This window comes from Kosakonia radicincitans DSM 16656 (assembly GCF_000280495.2).
In the GTDB taxonomy this organism is placed as follows: Bacteria; Pseudomonadota; Gammaproteobacteria; order Enterobacterales; family Enterobacteriaceae; genus Kosakonia; species Kosakonia radicincitans.
Genome location: NZ_CP018016.1, coordinates 1,224,801 through 1,238,225 on the forward strand (window position 1 = coordinate 1,224,801; position 13,425 = coordinate 1,238,225).

12 protein-coding genes are annotated in these 13,425 nt (G+C 49.6%); 11 read left to right on the top strand and 1 reads right to left on the bottom strand.

All coding sequences use genetic code 11. The features are described 5' to 3' along the window. The first annotated feature begins 37 nt into the window (after positions 1 to 37). The 11 genes from Y71_RS06135 (at position 38) to Y71_RS06180 (ending at position 11,610) form a co-directional block, all read left to right on the top strand. Complete coding sequence (locus Y71_RS06135) at positions 38 to 1,699, top strand: methyl-accepting chemotaxis protein (protein ID WP_007370632.1); 1,662 nt, start codon at positions 38 to 40, stop codon at positions 1,697 to 1,699. A 127-nt stretch (positions 1,700 to 1,826) separates the two neighbouring features. After that, complete coding sequence (locus tag Y71_RS06140; RefSeq protein WP_007370633.1) at positions 1,827 to 2,555, top strand: RNA polymerase sigma factor FliA; 729 nt, start codon at positions 1,827 to 1,829, stop codon at positions 2,553 to 2,555. Between the two features lie 16 nt (positions 2,556 to 2,571). Beyond that, entirely contained in the window at positions 2,572 to 2,919 is a 348-nt protein-coding gene (flhD, locus tag Y71_RS06145) for a flagellar transcriptional regulator FlhD (protein WP_007370634.1), read from the top strand. 13 nt (positions 2,920 to 2,932) lie between these two features. Continuing rightward, the gene (flhC, locus tag Y71_RS06150; protein ID WP_007370635.1) at positions 2,933 to 3,481 is read left to right on the top strand and encodes a flagellar transcriptional regulator FlhC; all 549 of its coding nucleotides are present in this window, start codon (positions 2,933 to 2,935) and stop codon (positions 3,479 to 3,481) included. Between the two features lie 124 nt (positions 3,482 to 3,605). Beyond that, positions 3,606 to 4,496 carry a flagellar motor stator protein MotA gene (motA, locus tag Y71_RS06155; protein ID WP_007370636.1) on the top strand — a complete coding sequence of 297 codons (891 nt, stop codon included), beginning with the start codon at positions 3,606 to 3,608 and terminating at the stop codon, positions 4,494 to 4,496. Further along, on the top strand, positions 4,493 to 5,431 hold the full coding sequence (motB, locus tag Y71_RS06160) for a flagellar motor protein MotB (protein ID WP_035888274.1): 939 nt from the start codon (positions 4,493 to 4,495) through the stop codon (positions 5,429 to 5,431). The genes motA and motB overlap by 4 nt, the downstream gene beginning before the upstream one ends. Continuing rightward, complete coding sequence (gene cheA, locus Y71_RS06165) at positions 5,432 to 7,495, top strand: chemotaxis protein CheA (protein ID WP_007370638.1); 2,064 nt, start codon at positions 5,432 to 5,434, stop codon at positions 7,493 to 7,495. It begins immediately after the preceding gene. Next, positions 7,482 to 7,988, top strand: coding sequence for a chemotaxis protein CheW (cheW, locus tag Y71_RS06170; protein WP_007370639.1), 507 nt, complete (start codon positions 7,482 to 7,484; stop codon positions 7,986 to 7,988). The genes cheA and cheW overlap by 14 nt, the downstream gene beginning before the upstream one ends. Before the next feature lie 209 nt (positions 7,989 to 8,197). Continuing rightward, positions 8,198 to 8,332: a hypothetical protein gene (locus Y71_RS30915; RefSeq protein WP_007370640.1), complete on the top strand. Its 135-nt coding sequence runs from the start codon at positions 8,198 to 8,200 to the stop codon at positions 8,330 to 8,332. 53 nt (positions 8,333 to 8,385) lie between these two features. Beyond that, positions 8,386 to 9,564: an alpha/beta hydrolase-fold protein gene (locus tag Y71_RS06175; RefSeq protein WP_007370641.1), complete on the top strand. Its 1,179-nt coding sequence runs from the start codon at positions 8,386 to 8,388 to the stop codon at positions 9,562 to 9,564. Positions 9,565 to 10,095: 531 nt separating this feature from the next. Further along, on the top strand, positions 10,096 to 11,610 hold the full coding sequence (locus tag Y71_RS06180) for a sensor domain-containing diguanylate cyclase (protein ID WP_035888278.1): 1,515 nt from the start codon (positions 10,096 to 10,098) through the stop codon (positions 11,608 to 11,610). A gap of 63 nt (positions 11,611 to 11,673) precedes the next feature. Here the strand turns inward: Y71_RS06180 and Y71_RS06185 are convergent, their stop codons facing one another. Further along, entirely contained in the window at positions 11,674 to 13,359 is a 1,686-nt protein-coding gene (locus Y71_RS06185; RefSeq protein ID WP_007370645.1) for an NAD-dependent malic enzyme, read from the bottom strand. Between the last annotated feature and the right edge of the window lie 66 nt (positions 13,360 to 13,425).

A 13,425-nucleotide genomic window follows, 5' to 3' on the forward strand; every position in this document is an offset into this window, starting at 1 on the left:
ATATTTTGTGGCGCTCCTTTACTTCAAAGGTCTCTCTATGTTTAAAGAGTTAAAAATTTCAACCGGGATCAGTATTGTTCTCGGTGTTATTGTTGTCTGTATTATTTTTGTTTCATCTTATGGAATGAGTAATGCGCTGACTGCGGCAGATAATTTCGATGCAACTGTCGTAGCGAATAAAAAAATTGATACGCTTAATGATGCATTAATCAGCGTAAACAGTAGCGTTTCCCGCGTGAATGCCATGATGCTGGCCGTCATGCTGCAACAGGAAATAAAACAAGACGATATTGCGGAGATCAGTGCCACGCTGGCTGACGCACAAAAAAAGGTGAATACCTTCGCCACCTCGCCTTTCGATGATGAAACCGAGAAAAAAATCGGCCATGACATTCAGCAGAGTTTTGAAGCGGTAATTTCTACAACATTGAATAAAAAGGAATTTATCACCAATCCAGGCAACTATCACGGTAACCTGCTGGCAGAATCCAAACAGCGTATTGCCTTGCAGGATCGCGTTTCTCAATACGTAGAGTACGCAAATCGCCTGCTCAAACAGTATGGTGAGACTTCGCACGGGCACATTCAGAAAATGATTATATTCACTGTCGTGGCGCTGGTTGTGGCCCTGCTGTGTGCTTTCCTTTCCCGCCAGTGGCTTAAGCGAACGCTGTTCCGACGTCTGGAGCAGGTGAAACAGTCTTTCCAGTTGATTGCTACCGGAAACCTGAGCGAAGCGATTGATATTGGTGCAAAAAACGAAATTGGCGAGATGCTGATTGAAGTCGAAAAGATGCGTCTGTCGCTGACCGATACGGTCTATGGCATTCGTAACGGCGTGAAGCATATTTATGGTAATGCGCAAGAAATCGCCAACAGCAACAACGATCTCTCTTCACGTACCGAAGAGCAGGCTTCCGCGCTGCAACAAACCGCAGCCAGCATGGAAGAGCTGAAAATCACCGTGCGTCAGAACGCCGACAACGCCCACAGCGCGAAACAACTGGCGGAAAGCGCCAGCAGCAGCGCGCAAAGTGGTGGTGAAGTGATGGGCAATCTTGAGCGCATCATGGAAGAAATTACGGTTAACTCCCGTCAAATTGCCGACATCAACAGCGTTATTGACAGCATTGCTAACCAGACCAACATCCTGGCGCTTAACGCGGCAGTGGAAGCGGCCCGCGCCGGGGAACAGGGGCGTGGCTTTGCCGTGGTCGCAGGCGAAGTGCGTAACCTGGCAAAACGCAGCGCCGATGCTGCTAAAGAGATCCGTCAGCTGATCAACACCTGCGTGGCGAATATGAATACCGGCTCGCAGGAAGTGCAACTGGCCGGTACATCGATGCAGGAGATAGTTAAGTCTGTTATCCAGGTGACTGATATTATGGCGGAAATCGCTTCTGCTTCTGAAGAGCAAAGCACCGGCATCAACCAGATTGCCCAGGCGGTCAACGAAATGGACCTCGTCACGCAGCAGAACGCCACGATGGTTGAGCAGGCGGCAGGTACGGCCACGAATGTCGAACAGCACGCCCGTAATCTCGATCAGATTGTCGCGGAGTTTACGGTGAATGAGCACCATGTTTCGGCTGTAGCCCGTGAGCGAAATAAGGTTGAAGTTCCCCGCGTGGTTAATTCTCCGGTTATTCGGGAATTCTCACCTGCGCCAAAAACAGAAGGTGAATGGGAAACCTTTTAATTTCTGTCGTGCCGCCATGACGTAAATAAGGAGTATGTTTCACTTTCCGTTCGCTTATCGGGCTATTTGATTTGGCGATTATTAATAATAATTTAAATATATTAATAGCACTTCGGGAATGGTTATAGTGAATGGGATTTATCGCTCTGACGGCACAATTCAGAAAGAACAACTATGGCCTAAATATGGTTATTTAGTCCGCTACGAAGCACTGAAATTACAATCCAAATTATCATCAAGCGTTGATATTGACGATTTAATTCAGGCAGGCGCCATTGCGCTTCTGGATGCAGTAGAACAGTTTGACCCGACTAAAGGGGTCAAGATGAGCGTTTATATTGCACAACGCCTTCGCTGGGCATTTATGGATGAATTACGCGAACATGACTGGGTTCCTCGCCGCGTTCGCCGTAAATCCCGCGAAGTCTCTGCCGCGATTATGCGGGTGGAACAGAGCACCGGCGGTGTTGCTTCGGAAGCGGATGTTGCAGCGGAAATGGGAATGTCGCTGCAGGAGTATCAGCAGACGCTGGCAGATACGAATACCAGCATGCTCTGCTCGCTGGATGAGCTCCAGGAGCTGCTGGCAGATGGTCTTGAACTGGAAGAGATGGAACAGGATCACTTAGACCCGTTGCATGATGCGCTGTTAGGCGATCTGACAAAGCAAGTCAGCAATGAGATCAAAGCGTTGCCGGAAAGAGAGCAGATGCTGCTGAATCTTTATTATCAACAAGATTTGAATATGAAAGAGGTTGGCGTGCTGCTGGGCATTACGGAAACACGCGTGAGCCAGCTGCATAGCCAAACAATTAAACGATTACGGGCCCGCCTGGAAGATCGCGGGTGGGAATAATAAGGGTACGTTTACCATGAATGTGACAGCGTTTGACGAGCCACTGCAATGTATCCGGGATATGAATCTTTCTTACCTGCTGCTGGCGCAGCGGTTAATTATGGAAGACAAATTATCCGCTACATTTCGCCTTGGGTTAAATGAATCAACAATTGATATGTTGAAAGATTTATCGCTTTCACAGCTTATTAAACTTTCATCAACAGGCCAGCTAATATGCCGTTTGCGCATTGACAGCGATATGGTTATCGACTGTCTGACGAAAGATTCGCGTATTGATGCTTTACAAAACATTCATACTGGAATCATTTTGTCTACAGAATTACTTAATTCTCTTGCCGAGGAAGAACGTCCGGCGGCCTGACAGGGAAATATCTATGTGTGAGAAAAGCATCATCTCTGAAATCAAGGATGCGCAAATCGCCGTGGAATTGATTTCCTTTGGTGCACGGATGCAAGTCCTCGAGAGCGAAACAAGTTTAAGTCGCCGCAAGCTTTTAAAACTTTATAAAGAAATTAAGGGATGTTCACCACCGAAGGGGATGTTACCGTTTTCCGCGGACTGGTATATGTCCTGGGAACAGAATATTCACTCATCGATTTTCTATAATATTTATCGTTATCTGGAAAAAACCGAAGGTGGCCGTCCTGTTGAAACAATGCTGAAAAGTTATCGTCTGTACCTTGAGAATAGTCTTGACGGCAAAGATAAAAAACCTGTGCTCGGTATTACTCGCGCATGGACGTTATTACGATTTGTTGATTGCGGCATGATCAGGCATACGGAATGTTGCTCTTGTGGTGGTTCGTTTATTACCACACAGGAGAGCCCTGACGCTATATACACTTGCAGTTTGTGTTTTCCGCCTTCTCGAGCAATTAAACGTGTCAATCCGGAAGTTTTTTTAATGGATCGGTACCGGTAAATATTGGCTCACTGCTATGTACATCACCACCCCGTGAATAACGGCAGCGATGCGTGCCTGGTTACGCGCTTATATGCATGGAATAAAGATGATAAACGGACGTTTAGATTATTAAGGAGTTAACGTGTTAGTCATTATTGGCTATGTCGTGGTATTTGCAGCCGTATTTGGTGGCTTTGCTATCAGTGGCGGTAATCTCGGCGCACTCTTTCAGCCGACTGAATTATTAATCATCGGTGGCGCCGGCCTGGGCGCTTTTCTGGTGGGGAATAATGGCAAAGCGATCCGCGCGACCATGAAATCTTTTCCTCGTTTATTTCGGGGTTCGTATTACACCAAAGCGTTATACATGGATTTAATGGCGCTGATGTATCTGCTGTTGTCAAAGAGCCGTCAAAGTGGGGTTGTTGCGCTGGAGAACGACATCGAAGATCCGCAAAACAGCGCCATCTTTTCTGCCTATCCGCGCCTGCTGGCGGATTCCGAAATCATGAATTTCCTTGTCGATTACCTGCGTCTGATAATCAGCGGCAATATGAATGCCTTTGAAATGGAAGCGCTAATGGATGAGGAGATCGAGACCTGCGAGCACGAACACGACGTTCCGGCGAACAGCATCAATGCCGTGGGTGATGCGCTGCCTGCATTTGGTATCGTTGCGGCGGTGATGGGCGTGGTCAATGCGCTGGCGGCGGCGGATCGCCCGGCGGCGGAGCTGGGTGAACTGATTGCCCATGCGATGGTAGGTACTTTCCTCGGCATCCTGATTGCTTACGGCATGGTTCTGCCGCTGGCAACGTTGCTGCGTCAGCGTAGCGCCGAACATTTGAAAATGCTGGAGTGCATTAAAACCACGCTGCTGTGCAGTATTCATGGTTATGCGCCGCAGATTGCCGTTGAATTTGGCCGTAAAACGCTCTATTCGACTGAGCGCCCGAGTTTTGCTGAACTTGATGAGCACGTGCGCGAAGTCCGCTCCTCTTCATCGTCCGTACCGACGGGAGAGGCAACGTGAAGAAAAAGTCAGCCGCAACCATTGTTGTCCGCAAATTCAACCGAAAAAAACATGAGTCGCACGGCGGCTCATGGAAAATCGCCTACGCGGACTTTATGACCGCGATGATGGCTTTTTTCCTGGTGATGTGGCTGCTCTCATCCTCTTCTCCGGAGCAGCGTATGCAGATCGCTGAATATTTCAAAGTCCCGCTGAAAAACGCGCTGGCGAAGGGCGATAAAGCCAGCCTGAGCGACAGTGTGATCCCCGGCGGCGGGGACGATCCCCTGAAAAATGACGGGGAAGTCTTCAAAAAGACGTTGAATAAAATTGATGAGAAAAAGCGGGAAGCGAATCTGAAGCGCGCCAGAAACAAGCTGCAAAGCCTGATTCAAACCGATCCACGTCTGAACAATTTCACCTCTAATTTACGGCTTTCGCTGACCGATGATGGTCTGCTTATTCAGATCACCGACAGCGCCGATCGCCCGATGTTTAAAGTCGGCAGCCCGGTTCCGGAGAGCTATATGGTGAATATCCTCCAGGCTCTGGTTCCGGTACTGAATGAATTGCCTAACCGCATCATTATGACCGGCCATACCGATGCGCTGCCGTATGCCAATGGCGAAGCGGGTTACAGCAACTGGGAACTCTCCTCCGATCGCGCCAACGCCTCGCGTCGCATTCTGGTTAGCGCCGGGCTTGGCAGCAATAAATTTATCCGGGTGATTGGTACCGCCGACACGATGGTGCAGTCGGGAACGATCGCCGACGACCCGATTAACCGGCGTATCAGTATCCTGGTGCTCAGCCAGGAGCGCGCCAAACAAATCCTGCAGGAAGATGTGCTGCTACGTGACCCTGTCTCTCTGTCGGATGAGAGTAAAAAAGCGGAGCAGGGTGCAGCAGCACCTGCAACGGAATCAACAGTCAAAACGGCCATGGAGAATAACTAAGTGGATATCAGCGACTTTTATCAGGCTTTTTTTGATGAGGCTGACGAGTTGTTGGCCGACATGGAAAAGCACCTGCTTGACCTCGATCTGCTGTCGCCAGACAGAGAAGTATTGAATGCCATTTTTCGCGCCGCCCACTCGATAAAAGGGGGAGCCGGTACGTTTGGTTTTTCTGCGCTGCAGCAGACGATGCATATTCTGGAAAATCTCCTCGATGATGTTCGTAGCGACAAGCTGCGGATTACAGAAGAGATTCGAAGTTTGTTTTTGGAAGGTAAGGACATCATGCAGGATCAACTGGACGCCTACAAATCCTCCTCTGAACCGGATCAGGAGGCTTATCAGTATATTTGCGAAGCGCTACGGCAAATTGCTAACGACCACGCAGCACAGCCGCCTGTTGCGGCGGTTGTCCCGGCGGCTATCGTCGCGCCAGTGACGGCCTCTGCCATCGCGGTGCCGGCGGAAGCTGAAGAGGGCGAACCGCGCCTGCTCATCGTGCTGCAAAAAGTGAAAGATGAGGATCAGGATCCGCTGCTGGAAGAGCTGGCGAATCTGGGGAGCATCAGCGATGTGCAGCGTGAAAACGGCGCTCTGCAACTGGTATTGCAAACCACCACCAGCGCCGATGATATCCAGGCGGTACTGTGCTTTATTCTGGAACCGGAGCAGATAACCATCTCTCCGGCACCAGCTAAAGCTGCTACTCCGCTGGCCGTTGAGGAGGCTGCTGTGCCGGAAGTGGCAGAAAGCAGCGCGGTTGCGCAGCCTGTTGCTGGCGCATCAGCACAGCCGCGTCCTTCGCGACCGGAATCTTCACGCAACCGCCCGCAGGCGGCGGAAGCGAGCAGCATTCGCGTAGCGGTGGAAAAAGTGGATCAGATCATCAACCAAGTTGGCGAACTGATCATCACGCAGGCGATGCTGTCGCAGCTTTCCGGCACCCTTGATTCATCAAGCCACGATACCCTGCTCAATACCATTGTTCAGCTTGAGCGTAATGCCCGCGACCTTCAGGAATCGGTGATGTCTATCCGCATGATGCCGATGGATTACGTCTTTAGCCGCTTCCCGCGTCTGGTTCACGATCTGGCGGCGAAACTGAATAAAGAGGTGGAGCTGACGCTGGTGGGCGGCTCCGCGGAACTGGACAAACGCCTGATCGAACAGATCGTCGATCCGCTGACGCATCTGGTGCGTAACAGCCTCGATCACGGAATTGAACCGGTTGATGTGCGTCGCGCCAACGGCAAGCCGGATAAGGGCAATCTGGTGCTCTCTGCGGAACATCATGGCGGCAATATCATTATTGAAGTGAGCGATGACGGTGCCGGATTGAACCGCGAAAAAATTCTCGCGCGGGCGCAGGCTCAGGGCATGTTGATCAGCGAAAACATCAGCGATGAAGATGTGTGGATGCTGATTTTCGCCGCCGGGTTCTCCACCGCAGAAAAAGTGACGGATATCTCCGGTCGCGGCGTGGGTATGGACGTTGTGCGCCGTAATATCCAGGAGATGGGCGGCCATATCACCCTCCATTCTGAGCAGGGTAAAGGTTCGACTATCAGGATTATTTTGCCGCTGACGCTGGCAATCCTTGATGGCATGTCGGTTCGCATCGGTTCTGAGATCTATGTGTTGCCGCTCGGCAGCATGATGGAATCGTTAATGCTTTCTGAAACGAAAATGCACCGTATGACCGGTGGTGAACGGATGTTGCAGGTGCGCGATGAGTATTTGCAGCTTGTCGAACTGGGACAACTCTTTGGCATTCACGAAGCGGATTACGACATCAGCGAGGGGATTGCCGTGATTGTACAGAGCGCGGGCAATCGCTATGCCCTGCTGGTGGATCAACTGATCGGTCAGCATCAGGTGGTAGTGAAAAACCTTGAGCAAAACTACCGCAAAATACCGGGCATTTCTGCCGCCACCATTCTGGGGGACGGCAGCGTGGCGTTAATACTGGATGTCGCCGTGTTAACGACATTAGCCAAAAAAAGAGATGCGTTGACAATGGTGCCTGAATCACAGGTTGAAAGGTTATTAAATGAACTTAACTGATACAGAAAAGCAATTGAAGGATGACGCGGGGCATGAATTCCTCGCCTTCCGTCTGGGTAATGAAGAGTACGGCATTGAGATCCTGAAAGTGCAGGAGATCCGTGGCTACGATCGCGTGACGCGTATTGCCAATACGCCGGACTTTATCGCTGGCGTCACCAATCTGCGCGGCGTGATTGTGCCAATTGTCGATCTGCGGGTGAAATTCGCTCTTGAGTCGGCCAATTTTGATGACAACACCATTGTGATTGTCCTCAGCCTGAACAGCAGCCGCGTGGTGGGCATTGTCGTTGATGGCGTTTCCGATGTGCTGTCGCTGGACGCCGCGCAGATTAAACCTGCGCCGGAATATACCGTCGCGCTCTCCACGCAATATTTGCTGGGCCTCGGTTCGATGGGTGAGCGGATGTTGATTCTTGTGGATATCGAAAAACTGTTAAACAGTGATGAGATGGAACTGATCGATAAAGTCGCCGATAACGGCTTCAATTAATTCTTTCTGCGTTTTTATTTCACAAGCCTTTCCGGTTAACGGAGAGGCTTTTTTTATTGTTGCTTATTGATAAAAGAATGGGCGTGAGTTCGGAAAGAACACAGTAAAAAACGCCGCCTGTGTAATACGCGTAACGCTAACGCCGCGTCCTCGCTGTATTTCCACTCCCCTGAAAAAATTTACCCAATACGTCGATAAGAAACGTCTGCATGCCTGAATTCCATGCGGAAATGCTTTTTTGTGATATCGGCATTCATGCGCCGGGCAGCGAACAGGGTAATCTCAACGGCACTGATGAGAAAAACAAACCATTTGCCCCAGGTGTTCAGGCTAAGGTCTGGTAGTAATGCCCGGTCGATAAATCTGCATACATAAATGTGAAAAACGAGGGAGTGATATGAAAAGAAACATCGCTTGTCTGACGCTGGCCATTACCGCTCTGTTGGGCAGCGCGGCTGTTCCGGCTTTTGCTGCGCCCTTTCCGGTGACGCCTGACTTATCGGTACCGGTCAGCCAGTATGTGACGCAGGTTAACGCGGATAAAAGCATAACCTTTCGCCTTTTCGCGCCGGGCGCAAAACGGGTCTCGGTGATCACGGGTTCCACCCCGGACAGCTATGTTTCGCATGATATGAGTAAAGACGCCAGCGGCGTCTGGTCCTGGAAGAGCGGGCCGTTGGCACCGAACCTCTATGAGTACTATTTTGATGTCGATGGGTTCCGCTCGGTGGATACGGGAAGCCGTTTTCAGAAGCCGCAGCGCCAGGTGAATACCAGTTTGATTCTGGTGCCGGGCAGTATTCTCGACGATCGCGCTGTTCCTCATGGCGATTTGTTGACGGTGACTTATCACTCGAAAGAGCTGGGCTCCGAGCGGCGGGTCTATATCTGGACGCCGCCAGGTTATAACGGAAAAGGCGAACCGCTACCGGTGCTCTATTTCTACCACGGTTTTGGCGATACCGGCCTTTCCGCTATCGATCAGGGACGTCTGCCGCAGATCATGGATAACCTGCTGGCCGAAGGGAAAATCAAACCGATGCTGGTCGTGGTTCCGGATACCGAAACTGACATTGTGCAGGCGATCCCGGAGAATTTTCCGCCGAAAGATCGCCGCAAAACATTTTACCCTCTCAATGCCAAAGCGGCAGACCGCGAACTGATGCACGATATTATTCCACTGGTCGACGCGCGGTTTAATGTACGCAAAGACGCAAGCGGACGCGCGCTGGCAGGATTGTCGCAAGGGGGATATCAGGCGCTGGTTTCCGGGATGAACCATCTTGAAAGCTTCGGCTGGCTGGCAACCTTTAGCGGTGTCACCACCACAACGGTCCCTGACGCAGGCGTTAGCGCGCAGTTCAGTAAACCGGCGTTAATTAATAAGCAACTGCATAATTTCACCGTTGTTGTCGGAGAAAAGGATTCTGTCACCGGAAAAGACATCGCCGGGCTGAAGAGCGAGCTGGAGAAACAGGGCATTAAGTTTGATTACAAAGTGTACCCCGGTCTGAACCATGAAATGGATGTCTGGCGTCCGGCGTATGCGGAGTTTGTCCAGAAACTGTTTAAGTAATGTAGTGCGCCACCGAGCCTGCTTTACTCTCTTACCTTGAAGGAGTGGATGAGTGAAGCCAGGTGAATGCCTTCCTGGCAATGCGCTTACTTCAACGCCATGGCATCGCCATGGCGTTGGGCTGGAAGGGGCTGGTTCTGCTCAGGAAAGTATATTGGCGATGTCGTTTCGCTGTGTAGAGTGATAGTGCTTACCCGCCGGGCAATCCTTTTAATCACCTTACGATTCAGCAAATTAGACGACACAAAATAGGATATTTTTCAGTGGCACTACTGTGCTAATTCCAGTCTGTAAGAAATGACGCTCATTCTCGCTTTAATAGTAATAAGATGAATTTATGAATATTTCATATAACACTTTATTAATAAGCAAAGCACAGCTATGCTGCAGGTGTTAATCTTTAAAGTTGAATGCAAAAATGTATTTGCCTGCTGACCGCAACGATTTTCTGCCAGGGTTTATATTTTTAACGATAAAGGTTCTCAGTAATGAAGGTATTTAAGACGTGATTTGGGCTGGTGGTAAATCATAATGAAGAGAGAGAGTTTTATTGGGTTGACAATTCTTGTTGTTGTCTTCTTCGTGATGTCGATAATTTTATCCTTCCATATCTGGATCACCCGTGTACAGACAATCAACGATCTTAATACCAACGTTTCGAATTTAAGCCATACTCTCAATCTTTATTCTGAGGGGGTTATCCGGCAGGGCGAGATGCTCATAGAAAATCTTTCGGACATAACGGAAATTTATGGTGAAGACAAAAGCCAGATTACCAATATAAAGAAAATTCTTGCTGGTCAGGATGAATTGCTGGAGCAACTCAATAATGTTGTTATTTATGATGCTACTGGCAATACGCTCATCGCATTACACGAAAGGCTTTCTGGCCGCGCCAATAGCGCAGACCGTTTTTTCTTCGTTTATCATCAAAACAATACGTCCAAAAAAGTTTTTATTGGTCCTCCCGTAGTAAGCCGGACGAACGGGAAATGGGTGATAACCATCAGTCGCAGGCTGGAAGATCACCAGGGTAGATTTGCCGGGGTCGCCGTTCTCACTCTCAATATTGAAAATTTCCTTGAAACGTTTGGCAAGATCGATATTGGACATTCTGGTGCTATTGCATTAACAAGCGAGTCTGGAATATTACTGATACGCTATCCTTTTGACGATAAATATATTGGTCGGGTTATTTCCAATTCGCCACTTTTTACAACATACCTGAAAAACAGTAATTCCGGCACCGCAAGAAGTGTCTCTCGCTTTGACAATATACCACGGATGTATGCATTTCAAAAAAATAAACGATATGGATTAGTTACCACTGTCGCCGTGAGTATCGATGAAGGAATGTTGGCCTGGAAAAAACAATCAGAGATTCTGATAGTGATTGTTATTTTCCTGATGGGAGGCGTTATAACATCAGGTTATTTTCTTCTGCGGGATATCCATCGGCGAGTGCGCACCAGTCGTGAATTGTCAAAAACTACTGAATCACTCATGACCGCAAATGAGAAATTAAAGGCTATGGCGGCTGAGGATAGTTTAACCGGGCTGGCGAATCGTCGCAAATTCGATGAGGCGCTGCCCCGCGAAGTATTACAGTGCGCCGTAAATAAGCATGCAATATCCTTGATGCTCATTGATATAGATTACTTTAAAAAATATAACGATAATTACGGGCATTTAGCGGGTGATGACTGTTTACGGCAAGTCGCAACATCCCTGAAAAAAACAGTAAAAGGCAGCTCTGCGCTGGTTGCCCGCTATGGTGGAGAAGAGTTTGTTGTTATTCTTCCTGCAACCGATTTGATCGCGGCGGAAAAGAAAGCCAAAAAAATAATTCAAAGTATTTGTCAGGAAAATATCCCTCATGAATATAGCCCGTTCGGAATAGTGACCGTAAGCATTGGTATCGCTTCAGGCCCCGGTCCGGCAGTAAAAGGCAAGGAGACAACGCTTATCGAATTAGCTGATGATGCGCTTTATCACGCAAAATATGCCGGGCGTAATGGCTTTTTCTCCTCAACGCATCTGTTTTAGTTAATGTACGGTTGGTCCTGATTAACGCACGGCAGAGTATGGCTCGCTCTGCCGTGCCGATTCTCAGAAGGACGCGCGTTTGTACGCTTTATAGCGCGCATCCCAATAGATATTTTCGAGACGTGTTGTTAATTCCTCTTCACTCATCAGCGGGCCGACGCCCTCCTGCTGACCCGCCTGGGCTACCTGCAGGGCGATGGCTTTCGATACGGTTTCAATGATATCGACTGGCGGCAATAACCCGCCTTTCTCGGTATTCGCCAGCGGGGAGAATGCTGCAAGCGTTTTGCTGGCCACGCTCAGCATGGTGTCGGTGACGCGAGTTAACTTGCCAGCCAGTACGCCCAGACCTAACCCCGGGAAAATATACGCATTGTTACACTGGGCTATTTCGTACGATTCATCCTGATAAAAGACCGGCTCAAAAGGGCTTCCCGTTGCAATGAGCGCGGCTCCCTGCGTCCATTCAATCAGATCCCGGGGCTGGGCTTCCGCGCGTGAGGTCGGGTTCGACAACGGCATGATAATGGGACGGGAACAGTGACGATGCATCTCTTTCACGATTTCTTCGCTGAAAAGACCGGGTTGCCCGGAAACGCCAATCAGTACGTTGGGATGGACATTGCGCACCACGTCCAGCAGAGACATATTCTCTGAATCGGTATCCCAGTCGGCGATAAGACGACGTGGCGTGACCAGTTTTTGCTGGAAATCCAGTAAATTAGGCATGTCATCTGTTAACAGGCCAAAGCGATCGATCATGAAAATGTTGTTGCGGGCTTCCTCCGGGGTCAGACCATCGTCGACCATCAAGGCAATGATTTTCTCCGCGATGCCGCAGCCGGCGGAGCCGCTGCCGAGGAAAACCACGCGCAGATCGCGTAAGCGCATTCCCGCCGCCTGCGAAGCGGCAATCAGCGTGCCGGTGGTGACCGCTGCCGTTCCCTGAATATCATCATTAAAGCAGCACAGCTGGTGGCGGTAACGGTTCAGAAGTTTGGTCGCATTTTTCTGGGCAAAATCTTCAAATTGCAGGAGGACATTTGGCCAGCGCGCTTTGATGGCCTCAACGAACATATCCATAAATTCGATATAGTCTCCGTCGCTGATTCGCGGATGGCGCCACCCCATATACAGCGGATTTTCAAGATGCTGGCTGTTGTTGGTACCCACATCCAGCATGATAGGCAGCGTCGATGCCGGGTCAATTCCGCCGCACGCGGTATATAACGAAAGTTTGCCAATCGGGATCCCCATCCCTCCGATGCCCTGGTCGCCGAGACCGAGAATGCGTTCCCCATCGGTAACCACAATTACGCGAATATCATTGCGTGAAAAACTTTGCAGCATTTCATCGATGCGGTGCCGATCCGGCCATGAGATAAATAACCCTCTGGCGCGGCGATAAATCTCAGAAAAATGCTCACAGGCTTCGCCTACCGTTGGGGTGTAGATAATTGGCAGGGTTTCCTGCATATGACAGCGCAGAAGATTATAAAAAAGCGTCTCGTTGGTGTCCTGAATATTGCGTAAGTAAACATGGCGGGAGATGTCTTTTTTAAAATGACAAAATTGTTGCCATGCGCGCGCTGTTTGTTCTTCGATGGTTTCAACGTTATGCGGTAATAATCCATACAGATTAAAGGCCAGACGTTCATCCTCAGTGAATGCCAGCCCTTTATTAAGTAACGGGTTTTCCAGTAATACGGCACCATTATAAGGCGTATAAAGCGTTTCTTTGCGTAACATTATTGCTGCTCCTGACTAAATAATAACGGCACGGCTGCCGATGTATCGGGGATAACAGAAAAGAGG

Excerpts from the sequence above, each read along its gene's own strand:
- flhD (WP_007370634.1), top strand. The coding sequence starts at position 2,572 with ATGAATGTGACAGCGTTTGACGAGCCACTGCAATGTATCCGGGATATG.
- Y71_RS06180 (WP_035888278.1), top strand. The coding sequence starts at position 10,096 with ATGAAGAGAGAGAGTTTTATTGGGTTGACAATTCTTGTTGTTGTCTTC.
- Y71_RS06185 (WP_007370645.1), bottom strand. The coding sequence starts at position 13,359 with ATGTTACGCAAAGAAACGCTTTATACGCCTTATAATGGTGCCGTATTA.
- Y71_RS06135 (WP_007370632.1), top strand. The coding sequence starts at position 38 with ATGTTTAAAGAGTTAAAAATTTCAACCGGGATCAGTATTGTTCTCGGT.
- Y71_RS30915 (WP_007370640.1), top strand. The coding sequence starts at position 8,198 with ATGCCTGAATTCCATGCGGAAATGCTTTTTTGTGATATCGGCATTCAT.
- Y71_RS06175 (WP_007370641.1), top strand. The coding sequence starts at position 8,386 with ATGAAAAGAAACATCGCTTGTCTGACGCTGGCCATTACCGCTCTGTTG.
- flhC (WP_007370635.1), top strand. The coding sequence starts at position 2,933 with ATGTGTGAGAAAAGCATCATCTCTGAAATCAAGGATGCGCAAATCGCC.
- cheW (WP_007370639.1), top strand. The coding sequence starts at position 7,482 with ATGAACTTAACTGATACAGAAAAGCAATTGAAGGATGACGCGGGGCAT.